Genomic DNA, 13,696 nt, shown 5'->3' with positions numbered 1-13,696 from the left:
ATGGGGGATATAGGTGGTGTATGCTCATATGACTGATTCCATGCAGGAATATATTGAGCAAATATGGACAAACTGCAGGCTATGAAGACGTTCGTGCGCGTAGTGGAGGCCGGCAGTTTTTCCGCGGTCGCGCACGAGGCCGACACGACGCAAAGCGCAGTGAGCAAACAGGTCGCTGCACTCGAACGCGAGCTGGGCGCGCGGCTGCTGACGCGAACCACGCGTTCGCTCGCGCTAACGGAAGAAGGTGAACACTATTTCGAGCAGGCGCGGCGCCTGGTCGCTGAGATCGCGGAGGCCGAAGGCGCGCTGCGGCGCGGCGAACAGCAACTGACGGGCTGGCTGCGGATCGCGGCGTCAGTCGGCTTCGGGCGCCTTAAGCTCATGCCGCTGGTTCAGTCGTTTCTTGCAGAGCATCGGGGCGTGAAGATCGACCTGCGTCTGAGCGATGGTTTTGTCGATCTCGTGGAACAGGGAATCGACGTCGCGGTGCGGCTCGGCGATCTGCCGGACAGCAGCCTGATTGCGCGTCGCGTGGGAACGGCACAGCGGATGCTGATGGCGCATCGCAGCTATGTGCGCTCACTGCCCAAAGGAATGAAAGCGCCACGCGTTCCCGAGGATCTCGTCGAGCACAACTGCATCGTCTACACCGAACTGGCGATGCGCAACGCGTGGCGTTTTACGGCAGGGCCTGGCGCGACGGATCCGGTGGGAACCACGCGCATCGTGCGGGTCGAAGGCAATCTGCAAACCAACAGCAGCGAGGTCATGCGGGCCTCGGTGCTCGCGGGTATGGGGATCGGCTATTCGCCGACGTGGCTGTTCGATGACGAGTTAGCCAGTGGCGAAGTGCAGCGGATGTTGCCGGATTGGGACACGATCCCCATCCCGATCCATCTGGTGAGTCCGCTGGAGCGCCGGCATTCGGCGAAGGTCAAAGCGTTTGCCGAACATGTCGGCAAGGCGATGGTGCGGGGCTGAAAACGCTAAGCGGCGGCTTCGAAGCGCTCAAGCCCGCTACCATGGGCCGCTGGCTCGGAAAGCCAGCGGCGTGAGCAAACTATCTGTCGAGCGAGATCGCGGCCTAGGGCCTAGCCGAAGCTCTCGCCCGCCCGTATCACGTCCCGGCGTTAACAAGCGCCTTCGGCACAGCGTGTTGCTGCAAACCCCACTTCGCCAGGATCTTCTGATAGGTGCCGTCAGCAATCAGTTGATTGAACGCATTGGTCAAGGCCGTGTTGAGCGCCGCGTTGTCCTTCGACATGCCCAGCGCGGTGTACTGCGACAGGAATGGCTGGCCGATCGGCGCGTACGCGTTCTGCTCAATCGAGTTCTGGTACGGCAAAGTTTCACCGCCCTGCACCGCCACATCGATCCGGTTCTGGCGCAACTGCATGCGCGCGTCCGACGAGCCATCCGTACCGACCACCTTGATGGGTGGCTTGCCTGCCTTCACGCAATGCTCATCGCTCCACTTCGTCGTATCGTTCACAAACGATGTACGGCGGCTCGTTCCGACAGTCTTCCCGCACAACGCATCCATCGTCGCGAACTCACCCGCACGCGCTTTCACCGTATAGAACTGCGGACCGGTCGTGATGTAGTCGAGGAAGTTCACCGCCCCGCGGCGCTCGGGCAGATCGGTCATGCCTGACAGGATCACGTCGACGCGCTTCGTCGTCAGCGCGCTCATCATTTGGTCGAAGTTAGTTTCCTGCCATTCGAGCTTGACGCCGAGCTTTGCGGCGAGCGCTTCGCCGAGATCGACGTCGAAGCCCATCAACTTGTCGGTGGCCGGGTCCTTGTATTCGAACGGCGGGTAGTTCGGCACGATCGCCGCGACGAGCGTGCTCTTGCCAATTGACGGTGCAGTTTGTGCGTGAAGCAACGGCGCATGCAGCGCCACGACGCCAACCACCAGGGTGAACCATTCACGCAAACGAAGGGACGCGTTCATAGAAACTCGCTTGTTAGAAGAATCTGAAATGCGGGTCCCAGCCGGAACCCGCGCTTGTGATCAGGAAAGCACCGCCGAGATGAAATCCTGCGTGCGTTTATGTTTTGGCTGCCCGAGCACCTGATCAGGGGTGCCGGTTTCCACCACCTGCCCCTGATCCATGAAGACCACCCGGTTGGCTACCTCGCGTGCAAAGCCCAGTTCATGCGTCACCACGATCATCGTCATGCCGCTTCGCGCGAGATCCCGCATCACTGCCAGCACCTCGCCCACGAGTTCGGGATCCAACGCCGAGGTCGGCTCGTCGAACAGCATCAGTTGCGGATGCATCGCCAGTGCACGTGCAATCGCCACCCGTTGCTGCTGTCCGCCGGACAGTTCCACCGGAAACGCATCGCACTTGTGAGCGAGCCCTACGCGCTTCAACAACGAACGCGCCTCTTCTTCCGCCTCCGCGCGACGCCGCTTGAGCACCTGCACCGGACCTTCGATCACGTTCTCGAGCACCGTCTTGTGCGGAAACAGGTGGAATTTCTGGAACACCATGCCGGTCGCGAGACGCTGGCGCGCCACCTGCCGCTCCGACAGTTCGTGCAGCCGGTTGCCCACTCGCCGGTAGCCCACCAGTTCACCGTTCACCCACAGCGCGCCGTCGTTGATCTTCTCCAACTGGTTGATACACCGCAGGAACGTGCTCTTGCCCGAACCCGACGGCCCGATCACGCACACCACCTCGCCTTTGGCCACATCCAGTGTGATGCCCTGCAGCGCCTTGAACTCGCCATATGACTTGCGCACGTCGACCGCGCGAACGATTGAATTCATTTCGGCTCCTTGTCCTGTCGTCGCCGGCGCCTTCATTGCCGGCCCGATGCACGTCCCGCCCCGCGGGCGTAATGCCGCTCCACTCGCGACTGCGCGAACGACAGCACCGTCACCACCACCAGGTACCAGACTCCGGCCACCATCAGCAGCTCGATCACCCGTGCGTTCGCGTAGTAGATGTTCTCGGCGTTGTGCAGCATCTCCGCGTACTGGATCACGCTCGCGAGCGAGGTTAGCTTCACCATTCCCACCAGCTCGTTGCCGATCGGCGGCACGATCACTCGCATCGCCTGCGGCAGAATCACCCGGCGCAGCGCCTGCAGCCGCGGCATGCCGATCGACTTGGCCGCTTCATACTGACCCGTGTCCACCGACAGCAGCCCCGCGCGCACTACTTCCGACGTGTACGCCCCCTGGTTGATCCCGAGACCCAGCAACGCCGCGAGGAACGGCGTCATGACATCCACCGTGCGAAATTCGAACAGGCCCGGAATCCCCATCGACGGAAACACCAGCGCGAGGTTGAACCACAGCAGCAGTTGCAGGATCACCGGCGTGCCGCGAAACAGCCACACATAGCCTTGCGCGACTGCTTGCAACACCGGATTGGGCGACAGCCGCATGATCGCGGTGATCACACCTAGCACTACGCCCAGCACCATCGCCAGCACCGTCATCACAATGGTGTTGACGAGGCCGTTCAGGATGGACCGCGCCGTCAGGAAGCGCGCGACGTAACGCCATTCGATCTGGCCGTGCGCGAACGCCAGCACCACGTACCCGATCAACGCGATGATCGCCGCCGAGGCCACATAACGACCCCAGTAGCGGCGCCGCACATGCTCCAGATGCGAAATGTCCGTGACGTCCTCACTCATCTCTGTCATCTGCTCCTGAGCCTCCGCGGGCAGTGCCGCCCTATCGTTAGAAACGCTTACCATGATGGCCCCCTGTAGTCGGCCGCCCATGCAGTCTGCCGGTCGATCGCCGCACGCAGCCGGGTGATCTGCTCTTCCACACGAGCCGGCGCCGTGCCGCCGTAGCCGCTGCGCGCGGCCACCGCCGCTTCGAGCGTCACGTGTTCCAGCACCGACGCTTCCAGCCGCGCATCCACCTGGGCCAACGTCGCCACGGATACTTCACCCAGCTCGATGCCCTGCTCTTCACACGCCCTCACCAGCGCGCCCGTGATCTCGTGCGCCTCGCTGAACGGAATACCGCGCAGCGCGAGCCAGTCGGCCACCTCCGTGGCCAGCGTGAAGCCCAGCGGCGCCTGGCGGCGCATCTCGGCCACGTTCACCTGCATCGTGCGGATCATGCCAGCCATCGCGGGCAATACCAACTCCAACGTGTCGATGCTGTCGAACGCGGCGATCTTGTCTTCCGCCAGATCGCGGTTGTACGCGAGCGGCAGCGACTTCAGCGTCGCCAGCAGGCCGGCAAGATTGCCGATCAATCGCCCTGCCTTGCCGCGCGTGAGTTCCGCGATATCCGAGTTCTTCTTCTGCGGCATGATCGAGCTGCCAGTGGCGTAGCCGTCGTCCAGCACGACCCAGCCGAACTGACGCGTCGTCCACAGGATCACTTCCTCCGACAGTCGCGACAGATTCACCGACAGCATGCTCGCAATGAACACGAACTCCGCCACGTGATCGCGTGAGGCGACCGCGTCGATCGAGTTCTCGCACGGCGCGTCATAACCGAGCTCGGCGGCTGACAACTCCGGGCTGAGGCAGATCGCCGAACCCGCCAACGCAGCCGCGCCCAGCGGCGAGCGCGCGCTGCGCCGGTCCCAGTCGACCAGACGATCGACGTCGCGGTAAATGGACTGCGCGTGCGCCAGCAAATGATGCGCGAACACGACCGGCTGCGCCGGCTGCAAATGGGTAAAGCCCGCCGTCACGCTGCGGGTGTGCGCATCGGCCTGTTCGATCAATGCGTTCTGCAAATCGATCACCGCGTGCGTCAGCGTGCGTGCCTTGTCACGCAAGAAAAGGCGCAGGTCGTTGGCCGCCTGGTCGTTGCGCGAGCGGCCCGCGCGCAGCTTGCCGCCGGTGGCGCCCAAACGCTGCGTCAATTCGCGTTCGAGGAACGTGTGCACGTCCTCGTCATCCTGCGACGGTCCGATCTCGCCGGCAAGGTACTGCGCTTGCAGCGTGTCCATTTCGGCCAGCAGTTGCTGCAGTTCTTCTTCGGTCAGAATCTGCGCGCGGCGTAGTTCCTGAGCATGCGCGCGGGAACCGGCCAGATCGTAAGGCGCGAGCCGGAAGAAGCTCGGGTCCGAACGCGACAGCGCCTTGAGCGCCGCCGACGGCCCCGACTTGAAACGCCCACCCCACAAACGCTCGATCGGTTCAGAAATATTCATCGCTGCCAGCCCTCAGTTAAGTTGACTCCACTGTACGTATCCAGTTTTTCTTCTTGTAGCGAGAATTAAATTCCGTTCAAATGAAATTTTTCTCAGCATCTCTTCCCGCCTCATGCGAAACCGTCTGCCACCGCTCAATCCGCTCCGTGCGTTCGAGGCCGCCGCGCGGCGCTCGAGCGTGGCCGGCGCCGCGCAGGAGTTGCACGTGACCGCCAGCGCGGTCAGCCATCAGATCCGCATTCTCGAAGAGTCACTCGGCGTTACGCTGTTCGTCAGATCAAAGGCACGCGTGAAACTGACGCGCGAAGGCGAGGCCCTGCTGCAGCCGGTCAAAAACGCGTTCGACATGATCGCCAACGCCGTGGTCAAACTAGACTCACCGGAGATGGCGGGCGATCTCGTCGTGTCCACGCCGCTGCTGTTCACCTCGCGCTGGATGGCCCGGCACATCGGCGAGTTTCTCGACCAGTACCCGGCGATCAATCTGAAAGTGATCCCGTCCAACGACGACCGCGAGGTGTATTCGCCCGATGTCGACGTATGCGTGCGCTACGGAGAAGGCCGCTGGCGCGATCGCCACGTCACGCTGATTACGCATCCCTCTCTGTTTCCGGTGGTCAGTCCCGCCTTGATGAACGGTCCCAACGCGATCCGCAAGACCGAGGATCTCGCGGGCAAAGCGCTGTTTTGCGAGCACTCGGGATCGTGGATGCGATGGCTCGCGCATGCGTCGGCCGACAAACTCGAGGGCATCAGGATTCTGGAAATCGGCAATGCGCATATCGGTATCGAAGCGGCGATTCACGGTCAGGGTGTGGCGCTTGGCGACAGTTTCTCGGTGCGGGACGACCTGATGGACGGCACGCTAATTCGGCCGTTCAACATCACCGTGCCGTCGAGACACGCGTATTACCTCGTGTCCCGGCAGGAGTTGTCCGATACGCCACTCGTGTCCGCATTCGCCACGTGGCTGAGCGAGTACGTCGAGTGACCCAACTGCTTCAATGGTCCTTCGCGCCGTTCATCGTCACCTGCTGAACCGCGCTCGATTGCAGGCCCCACTTCGCCACGATCGCACTGTATGTGCCGTTGGCGACCAGCTTGTCGAGCGCGGCCCGCACCGCATCGCGCAGCTTCGGGTTGGATTTCGCAAACGCGATACCCTCGGGCGAGGCCGCGAACGGTTCGCCAATGGGTTTGTAGGTGTTCGGTTCGAGCTTCATTGCGTACGGCAGGGTTTCGCTGCCCTGCACGCCCGCCACGATTCGCCCCTGCTTCAACTGCATACGCGCGGATGACGTGTCTTCCGTACCCACTACCGTGATCGGCGTCTTGCCGACGCAGTTCTTCGTACTCCATGCCGCGGTGTCCGCCGGGAACGACGTGCTGCGGCTCGTGCCGACCGACTTCCCGCACAGATCCGCCGACTGCCGGATCTCGCCGCCATGCGCGCCCGTCAGGATGTAGAACTGCGCGCCTGAATTCAGATAGTCGAGAAAGTCCGCCGTATCGCGGCGCCCCGGCACATCGCTCAATCCGCTCAGCACCATGTCCACACGCCCGGTAGCGAGCGAGGGCAGCAATTGTTCAAACGCTGACTCCTGCCAGTCCAGCTTGACGCCGAGTTGCTTGGCAATCGCATTGCCGAGGTCGATATCGAAACCGGTCAATTCGCCGCTCTCCGGGTCTTTGTATTCCATCGGCGGGTAGATCGAGTTGACCGCGACCTTGATGACTTTGACCTTGGCGATCGAATCAGGCAACGCTTGCGCATGGGCTGCAGCGCCGAAGAGAAAGGTCGACAGGCAGACAGTCATCAAACGGGACGCAACGCGCAGCGGGTTCAGCTTGGACATGGAGGACATACCTTTAAAGAATTGAACGCTTGTCATCAAAACGATTGAGCTTCCGTCGCGGCCTGTCGTGCTATCGCAGCACGGGTTTGGCCTCGGCATCGCCGCCAAGCCACGCTTGAAGCGTCCGCGCGTCGGCGAGATTCTCCAGATCGAGTACGGCATCGGCAAGCGCGTTCGCCGATGCGTCGTCGAGAGCAATCGTGGCCAGGGCGTGGTACTTCGACAGCAAGTCTGAATCCGACAATGGATTGCGCGGATCGCCGAGCGGCGTGAGCACCTGCCGCGAGCGCGGCATCGCATCGGCGATCGTGAGCGTGACGATGGGCTCGTCGAGATCGGACATCGTCAGATCGACTTCGAGCGTGACGCGCTCCATCATTGCGGCCATGCGCGGATCGGTTCGGGCAGCCTCGAGATAAGCGGCAATCCCCGCGTGGCCATAGACCAGCACCGAAGCAACCGCATACGGCAAACTCATTTGCGACGAGGCCAGATTGCGCAATTCGCGGCCGCCGCACATGCCCTCGACGAACGCGCTCAATCTGACGTGCACGCTGGACACCCTGTCCGGGTCACATTTGATGTCACGCAGCAGGTCGAGCGTGGCATCGACTGCTGCATGCGTACTGCGGCACGACGCGTGCGGCTTGATCGAGCAACGCATGATCTTCCACGTGTCGCCCAGTTCATGCAGCAAGGCTTCGGGCTTCTGCGTGTCGGGAGCGAATGCGTTGAAGAAGCCGCCCCATACGTCGGCGAACACCTGCGTCGGGCCACTGACGTTTTCCCTCGCCAGCAATGCCGCCAGCAGTCCACCTTCAGCCGCGCGGCCGGTGTGCATGCGTTTCGTTTGCGACGCGTCGTGAATGAAACCCCATAGGCCGCCGCTGAAACTGCCCGCATGGCCGAACGCCGCGCCGGTTTGCGCGGCATCGAGTCCGAGGAGGCGCGCGCTTGCCGCCGCCGCGCCGAACACGCCGCAGGTCATCGTCGAATGCCAGCCGCGTGCGTTGTGCGGCGAATATCCGCCGCATGCTTCGAGCACACGCCGGCCGGCGTCATAGCCGAGCACCACGGCCGCGAGAAATTCACGCCCCGACACCGGCCGCGGTGAGCACGCAAGCGCCGCGAATGCGGCGGGCAGCACGACGGCGCCGGAATGATCGCAGCCGCCCGAGTCGTCGAGTTCCAATGCATGGGCGGCGACACCGTTGACGAAGGCCGCGCTGCGCGGGCCGAGCGACTGCCGTGTGCCCCACAGTTGCGCCACGCCTGGTCCGTCGCCGGACATGACCGCCCGCGCGCTGCGCGACTCCATGGCCGCGGCGCCGGCGAGCGACGCGCCGAGCGTGTCGAGGATATGCCGCTTGGCCTTATGGACGACGGCCGCTGGCAGCGCGTCGTTGGGTACGCCGGCGACGAACGCCGCCAGTTGCTCCGACAGCGACAGATCACGCGCGCTCATCGTGCAGCCTCGCGATGCCGTGCAAAAACCTCGACCGGATGCCCGGGTTCGTTACCGTCGACATTCTGCCGCCACCATGCCGCCACTTCCGCGCCCGTCGCGAACCACACGTCGTCATGCGAACGCATCTCCGCCAGCAACTCGCGCAACACGTCGATACGTCCCGCCGTACCGATGAGCTCGGGATGCAGCCTCAGCACAAAGCACAAACCGAAGCGACGGAACGCCGCGAAATCCTGCTTCCAGTTCGCCAGTACTTCCCGATACGAGGGAATCCGTGGCTGTCCAACCGGTACTGCAGGCGACAGGTTATAGACGAAGTACGGTTCGTCTTCGAGTTCATAGTGAAGCGGCAGTTCGACCAGCGGCGGCGTGTCGCCGGCCACCACCGTCCCTGCTTTCGCGTTCGCATCCGGTAGATGAAAATACGGCAGATCGTCGCCGCGCCATGAAGACGACCACGTGACCCCTTCGCTACGAAGAAAGTCCGCGAAGCCCGGCGCCCAATTGCCGTAGAAAGAACGAAAACCCTGCACGCGCCGACCGAGTGTGTCGACGAGCGCTTGCTGGCCGGCAAGGAACGCTTGTCGTTGCTCATCGAACGTTAGTGTGTCGAAGTTCTCGCAGTGGTATCCACTCGTGCCGATTTCGTGTTGCTGCGCGTCGATACGGCGCAGCAAGTCCGTGTGGGTTTGGGCAACGCGTCCGGGCAGGAACCAGCTCGAGCGGACATCGAACTCATCAAACGCGTCGAGCACGCGATCCACGCCTCGTTTCGCGCCATAGCGCCAGACCGAAAGCGATTTCTCGCGGCCGGCGATACGCGGCTCCTGAGTCAGGATGCCGTGTTCGTCGTTGAAGTCGACCGTGACAACCACCGCGCAGCGCGCGTTGTGCGGCCAGTGAAGTGCATTCATGCGCTGAACTCCTGCGCGTGCTCCGAGGCATTGTTATCGAGCCACCATTGCGCGACGTCACGGCACGTGGCGAACCATACGTCGCCTTGTGCGTGCATGTGATCGATTAGTCTTTCCAGCAGCGCAATCCGGCCGGGTTTGCCGGACACCTTCGGATGAAACAGCGTGGTCAGGCAAAGTCCGTCGCGATGCGAGCCGTCGAATTCACGGCGCCAGTTGTCGAGCGTCGTGTCATAGCTTGCAATGCGATCGAGGCTTGCCGGAAAATCCGGGTTGCGGTGATAGGCCAGCGACGCATAATCGTCGAGCTCCCAGCGGCCCGGAATTTCAACCATGGGCTCGGCGATGCCCTCGGCGTGCAGCAGATAAGGGCGATCGTCGCCCCGCATCGAACTCGAATAGCGCACGCCGGCTTCCATCAGCACGCGAATCGTGTCCGGCCCCCAGTCGCCCGATGGCGTGCGAAAACCAACCGGCTGCATGCCGAGATACTTGGCGAAGACTTCCGCGGAGCGTTCCATCACGGCGCGTTGACCGTCGCGATCCAGAGTCCAGAAAGCCTCGTGCCGGTAGCCGTGGTAAGCGATCTCATGGCCACCCGCGATAATCGCCGCGCATTGATCCGGCCAGTTTTCGACCACCCAGGCCGGCACGAAAAACGTTGCCGGCACGCGTCGCTCGTTGAGCATATCGAGCAGACGGCCAAGCGCGCGCCACGGGCCATAACTGCCCAAGGTGAAATATGAAGGGTTGGTCCAGATCGAACCGTTGAGCATCGCATCGCCGGTCGGGCCGTCGAGATCGAACGCGAGCGCGACGCAGGAACGGTGTCCTTCCGGCCAGCGCGGCGCGGTCTGAATCGGCTGGCGCTCGACATATTCCATTTGAGAAACGTTGCCCAACTCCCCAGACGCACTTGCACGGTGTGCATGGCTTTGCGAGGCGGGCATACCCTGTTGCAGGGGCGACGCAACGGTAGATCGGACCAAACGAAAACTCCCTTAAACGCATTGTTCGACACGCTGTCGATCCGGTGTCTCTACCCGCCAGGTAAGGCGAACTCATTGCTCAGCGCTGGCGCTGCGGTACTCACAGCGAGGCCGCTTCGGGTATAGCAATCCGGACTCGTTGAAGGAATTTAAGAACGCCAATTTTCCGGCCACAAACGGTAAAATCTCATGGTTACCATGCGAGTTGTGCATAAATGAAGATCGAACGCTATCCTCCCTTCAACGTGCTGCAAACCCTGCTGGTGGTCGCCCGTTGCGGCAACTTCACGGCGGCATCGCAGCAGCTGTTTCTCAGCCAGAGCGCGGTGAGCCGGCATATTCAACAGATCGAGGAGTATTTCGGTTGCGCGCTGTTCGTCAGGCACACCCGCATGGTTGTGCAGACCGCGGAGTGTCAACGGCTGGTGCCGATCGTCGAAGAGTTGCTGGCAACCGCGCGCCGCTCGATGCACATCACCAACTCCGGCGGCCAGACCATTACCCTGCTGTCACGCCCACGCTGGCGGCGCGCTGGCTGTTGCCGCGCCTGACCGACTTCTACGCTGAAGTGCCCGGCACCCAGTTGAATATCGACACCGCATGGTTCCTGCCGACCAATTTCGGCGAAGGCACGCTCGACGCGGCGATCCTGTTCGGAACTGGCAATTGGGAAGGATTGGAAGCGACCTGCCTGATGCGCGAGAGATTGACGCCGGTCTGCTCACCGCAGATCGCCAGCGGCACACCGCCGCTCGTGGAACCCGAAGATCTGAAACACCACACGTTGCTGCATTCCAGCTTCGGCCGGCGCGGCTGGATTCTGTGGCTGCAGCAGGAAGGCAACCTTGCCGCGCATACCTATCGGGAGCAGGTGTTCGACACGCTGGACCTCGCATTCAGCGCCGCGGCACGCGGCCTGGGTGTAGCGCTGGGGGATCTGAACCTGGTCGGAGAGAATCTCACCAGCGGCTCACTGGTGACGCCGTTCAAGCGCGTCGTGGAGACCGGGGCTGGATATTATCTGGTGCATCCGCCACGCAATGAATATCGCGAGAAGTTGAAGCCGCTTCTGCGGTGGTTGCAAGCGAGCGTCGCGGCGTAATCCGCGTCGACGGTAAGGGCATTCGTCAGTTTTCTTCGTCACATGTTTGTCAGCCAATAGCCATACGACCCACATCCCCAACAGAATGGGATGTGCCTGCCGTACAGGGAGGCATGCGTGGTTGCCGCAAGCAGCCGTTCCTGCGAAAGGAAAATCGTATGTTGATGCGTGACAATATCCCTACCGCCCTCAACCGAGGATCCGCCCTTCTTTCGGAAGACCCGATCGCCACGGGCTCGCTCAAGACCTTCCACCACACGTTCGATATTTATCTAAAGGACTCGAACGCGTTCATGAATACGTACTTTTCACGTTACTTCGAGTGGCAAGGTGTTTGCCGCGAGCGGTGGTTTCATGAGTGCATCCACAATGACCTGCTGGGATCGGACGGCATGTTCGTGACCAAACGCGCGCACCAGGAGTACGTCCACGAAACCTTCCCCTTCCAGCACGTGGATTGCTATCTGAACACGGTGCAGGTCAAGCAATGCTCGGCCTACCTGCTGTTTCGCTTCTGCGTGGATGGGCGCCAGGTTTCGCAGGGTTACCAGCAGATCCTGTACGCCGGGCGGGACCGGAAGATCAGGCGGTTTCCGGAAGGCATCGTCGAGCGGGTCAAAGAATATGAGCTGCCGATGACGGCACTAGCCGCCTGATCTCAGCGGCTGACTTTCGCCGTTCAGTATTTCCGCTGAGTTTTATGTTTGAGTTTTACCGCTAACTTCCATTCTTAACCTTCACTGCGGACGCCGGCGCAAGGAGCGCGCCGGCGCTTTACTCAGTGCACGGTCGGCCGGCGAACCCGGTACCGGCAAGCGCACGGTGAAGGTGGTGTGCGAACCGCGCGTCGACATGCATTCGATCGTGCCGCCCAGCAATTCCGCCGCGCGGCGGCAGAAGGCGAGCCCCATCCCCGCGCCGCTTCCATGCCGCTTGGTCGAGAAGAAGGCGTCGAAGATATGCGGCAGCACGTCGGGCGCGATGCCCGGTCCCGTATCACGGAATCGCAGTACGCAGAAGCCGTTTTCCTGAACCGCGCTGATTGCAATCTCGCCCTCGCCGCTCACGTGAATCGCGTGCAACGCGTTTTTCAGCAGATTGAACAGCACAAAAACCGCCAGCGTGTCCGAACCCGAAAAGCATAACGCCGGGTCGATCGGCGCCACGGTGACGCGTACGCGTTCGTCGCTACGGAACGGATAGCGCTCCAGCGCCGACGTCACACATTGCTGCATGGAATGAGGACTGAAGCGAGTGCGGTCCAGACGATCCAGGGTGAACGACGCGAGCGCCATCTCGACCATCGCGCTGGTGCCCGACACCTCCCTTCTGATCGCGGTGGCGAGGTGGCTGATGCGCTCGGACTGCCCGGAATGCCCCTCCTGATCGTCGTACAGCCCATGCGTGACCGCCAGCTTGTAGCCTTTGAACACGTGCGCCCATACGCTGGCGATTTCGTCGGCGTGCATGGCGATCGTCGCGAGCGGCGTCGCGATTTCGTGCGCGATTGTCGCTGCGATCGCATAGGGGTGAATCAGGTGATAGCGAACGATCGTGATCGCGAGAAGGCCCAGACTAAGGGCAATGAATAGCACACCCGGCGGATAGAACGGATAACCGTAGTTGACCGCATAGTCGACTGCCGCGAACGAGTATAGGCAGAGGCTCGCAAAGCACAGATCGAGACGCCTGCGTGCTTCAGTGCCGGCCTGCTTGCGGGCGGCGAGCAGAAGCTGACCGCTGCGGCAGGCGAGCAACACGGTCTGCAGAACATGCAAAGGATGCAGCGTTCCGGCGCTGGGATAGTAGCCAAAGAAAAAGTGCCGGTAGCCGGCGACCACTTCGTCGCCAGGCAGCAGCACGGCGAGTACAACGCACATACCGTAAGACGCGAGCAATACCGGCCGCTCGCGCCGCCGCGCCGCCACCTCCGTGACGAAGTGATAGAACGTGGTGGGCAGAAAGAGAATGAAGAGATAGCCGACCCGGACCAGCACGCTCGCAATGTGGGGATCTTCCGTCTGGAACAGCAAGGTCCATGTGCCCTGCCATGCAAATGTCGCCGCGCACATCAACAGGAATGGCGCGGACAGGCGCGTCACGCCTTGTGTGATGAGTACATAGAGTCCGAACACCACGAACAGCGCAGAGACAAAGGCGGTCGGAATGGCGTACATGTGGCTCAATGGGGCGGAAAACGTTGGTCTATTCCGG

Annotated in this window: 14 protein-coding genes; 5 read left to right on the top strand and 9 right to left on the bottom strand. The window is 62.1% G+C overall.

The features are described 5' to 3' along the window. Positions 1-63: 63 nt before the first annotated feature. Positions 64-984, top strand: coding sequence for a LysR family transcriptional regulator (locus tag KHO33_RS34015; RefSeq protein WP_200567062.1), 921 nt, complete (start codon positions 64-66; stop codon positions 982-984). Positions 985-1,120: 136 nt separating this feature from the next. On the opposite strand, the gene KHO33_RS34010 is transcribed toward KHO33_RS34015, so the two are convergent. Genes KHO33_RS34010 through argH form a run of 4 tightly spaced genes read right to left on the bottom strand, consistent with a single transcriptional unit; the run spans position 1,121 to position 5,153 of the window. Then, positions 1,121-1,960: an ABC transporter substrate-binding protein gene (locus KHO33_RS34010; protein ID WP_200567063.1), complete on the bottom strand. Its 840-nt coding sequence runs from the start codon at positions 1,958-1,960 to the stop codon at positions 1,121-1,123. Between the two features lie 60 nt (positions 1,961-2,020). Then, the gene (locus KHO33_RS34005; protein ID WP_054042948.1) at positions 2,021-2,785 is read right to left on the bottom strand and encodes an amino acid ABC transporter ATP-binding protein; all 765 of its coding nucleotides are present in this window, start codon (positions 2,783-2,785) and stop codon (positions 2,021-2,023) included. A 32-nt stretch (positions 2,786-2,817) separates the two neighbouring features. Continuing rightward, positions 2,818-3,672 (bottom strand): amino acid ABC transporter permease, encoded by an 855-nt coding sequence (locus tag KHO33_RS34000; protein ID WP_054042937.1) that lies wholly within the window; start codon positions 3,670-3,672, stop codon positions 2,818-2,820. 47 nt (positions 3,673-3,719) lie between these two features. Further along, entirely contained in the window at positions 3,720-5,153 is a 1,434-nt protein-coding gene (gene argH / locus KHO33_RS33995) for an argininosuccinate lyase (protein ID WP_200567064.1), read from the bottom strand. Positions 5,154-5,265: 112 nt separating this feature from the next. Between argH and KHO33_RS33990 the strand changes: the two genes are divergently transcribed. Further along, a complete protein-coding gene (locus KHO33_RS33990; RefSeq protein ID WP_200567065.1) occupies positions 5,266-6,144 on the top strand; it encodes a LysR substrate-binding domain-containing protein in 879 nt (292 codons plus the stop codon). 10 nt (positions 6,145-6,154) lie between these two features. Here KHO33_RS33990 and KHO33_RS33985 read toward each other — a convergent pair whose 3' ends face one another. The 4 genes from KHO33_RS33985 to KHO33_RS33970 all read right to left on the bottom strand — a co-directional run bounded on the left by KHO33_RS33985 (position 6,155) and on the right by KHO33_RS33970 (position 10,275). After that, positions 6,155-7,009 carry an ABC transporter substrate-binding protein gene (locus tag KHO33_RS33985; RefSeq protein WP_200567066.1) on the bottom strand — a complete coding sequence of 285 codons (855 nt, stop codon included), beginning with the start codon at positions 7,007-7,009 and terminating at the stop codon, positions 6,155-6,157. A gap of 70 nt (positions 7,010-7,079) precedes the next feature. Beyond that, positions 7,080-8,474: an MmgE/PrpD family protein gene (locus KHO33_RS33980; RefSeq protein ID WP_200567067.1), complete on the bottom strand. Its 1,395-nt coding sequence runs from the start codon at positions 8,472-8,474 to the stop codon at positions 7,080-7,082. Further along, positions 8,471-9,391, bottom strand: coding sequence for a polysaccharide deacetylase family protein (locus KHO33_RS33975; RefSeq protein WP_200567068.1), 921 nt, complete (start codon positions 9,389-9,391; stop codon positions 8,471-8,473). The genes KHO33_RS33980 and KHO33_RS33975 overlap by 4 nt, the downstream gene beginning before the upstream one ends. Further along, a complete protein-coding gene (locus KHO33_RS33970) occupies positions 9,388-10,275 on the bottom strand; it encodes a polysaccharide deacetylase family protein (protein ID WP_200567069.1) in 888 nt (295 codons plus the stop codon). The genes KHO33_RS33975 and KHO33_RS33970 overlap by 4 nt, the downstream gene beginning before the upstream one ends. A 320-nt stretch (positions 10,276-10,595) precedes the next feature. Here KHO33_RS33970 and KHO33_RS33965 point away from each other — a divergent pair, with 320 nt between their 5' ends. The 3 genes from KHO33_RS33965 (at position 10,596) to KHO33_RS33955 (ending at position 12,138) form a co-directional block, all read left to right on the top strand. Next, the gene (locus tag KHO33_RS33965) at positions 10,596-10,931 is read left to right on the top strand and encodes a LysR family transcriptional regulator (RefSeq protein WP_200567070.1); all 336 of its coding nucleotides are present in this window, start codon (positions 10,596-10,598) and stop codon (positions 10,929-10,931) included. Further along, the gene (locus KHO33_RS33960; RefSeq protein WP_200567071.1) at positions 10,919-11,482 is read left to right on the top strand and encodes a LysR substrate-binding domain-containing protein; all 564 of its coding nucleotides are present in this window, start codon (positions 10,919-10,921) and stop codon (positions 11,480-11,482) included. Before KHO33_RS33965 ends, KHO33_RS33960 begins: the two co-directional genes overlap by 13 nt. Positions 11,483-11,640: 158 nt before the next feature. Next, entirely contained in the window at positions 11,641-12,138 is a 498-nt protein-coding gene (locus tag KHO33_RS33955) for an acyl-CoA thioesterase (protein WP_054041457.1), read from the top strand. A gap of 81 nt (positions 12,139-12,219) precedes the next feature. Here the strand turns inward: KHO33_RS33955 and KHO33_RS42835 are convergent, their stop codons facing one another. After that, positions 12,220-13,659: a sensor histidine kinase gene (locus KHO33_RS42835; RefSeq protein WP_200567072.1), complete on the bottom strand. Its 1,440-nt coding sequence runs from the start codon at positions 13,657-13,659 to the stop codon at positions 12,220-12,222. Positions 13,660-13,696 lie beyond the last annotated feature (37 nt).

This window comes from Paraburkholderia nemoris (assembly GCF_905221015.1).
Taxonomy (GTDB): domain Bacteria; phylum Pseudomonadota; class Gammaproteobacteria; order Burkholderiales; family Burkholderiaceae; genus Paraburkholderia; species Paraburkholderia nemoris.
This window is presented reverse-complemented; position numbering and strand designations above follow the sequence as displayed.

Bases quoted from the DNA above. Each gene is read 5' to 3' on its own strand.
- KHO33_RS33985 (WP_200567066.1), bottom strand. From the start codon at position 7,009: ATGTCCAAGCTGAACCCGCTGCGCGTTGCGTCCCGTTTGATGACTGTC.
- KHO33_RS42835 (WP_200567072.1), bottom strand. From the start codon at position 13,659: ATGTACGCCATTCCGACCGCCTTTGTCTCTGCGCTGTTCGTGGTGTTC.
- argH (WP_200567064.1), bottom strand. From the start codon at position 5,153: ATGAATATTTCTGAACCGATCGAGCGTTTGTGGGGTGGGCGTTTCAAG.
- KHO33_RS33980 (WP_200567067.1), bottom strand. From the start codon at position 8,474: ATGAGCGCGCGTGATCTGTCGCTGTCGGAGCAACTGGCGGCGTTCGTC.
- KHO33_RS33970 (WP_200567069.1), bottom strand. From the start codon at position 10,275: ATGGAATATGTCGAGCGCCAGCCGATTCAGACCGCGCCGCGCTGGCCG.
- KHO33_RS34005 (WP_054042948.1), bottom strand. From the start codon at position 2,785: ATGAATTCAATCGTTCGCGCGGTCGACGTGCGCAAGTCATATGGCGAG.
- KHO33_RS34010 (WP_200567063.1), bottom strand. From the start codon at position 1,960: ATGAACGCGTCCCTTCGTTTGCGTGAATGGTTCACCCTGGTGGTTGGC.
- KHO33_RS34015 (WP_200567062.1), top strand. From the start codon at position 64: ATGGACAAACTGCAGGCTATGAAGACGTTCGTGCGCGTAGTGGAGGCC.
- KHO33_RS33955 (WP_054041457.1), top strand. From the start codon at position 11,641: ATGTTGATGCGTGACAATATCCCTACCGCCCTCAACCGAGGATCCGCC.
- KHO33_RS33965 (WP_200567070.1), top strand. From the start codon at position 10,596: ATGAAGATCGAACGCTATCCTCCCTTCAACGTGCTGCAAACCCTGCTG.
- KHO33_RS33990 (WP_200567065.1), top strand. From the start codon at position 5,266: ATGCGAAACCGTCTGCCACCGCTCAATCCGCTCCGTGCGTTCGAGGCC.
- KHO33_RS34000 (WP_054042937.1), bottom strand. From the start codon at position 3,672: ATGACAGAGATGAGTGAGGACGTCACGGACATTTCGCATCTGGAGCAT.
- KHO33_RS33975 (WP_200567068.1), bottom strand. From the start codon at position 9,391: ATGAATGCACTTCACTGGCCGCACAACGCGCGCTGCGCGGTGGTTGTC.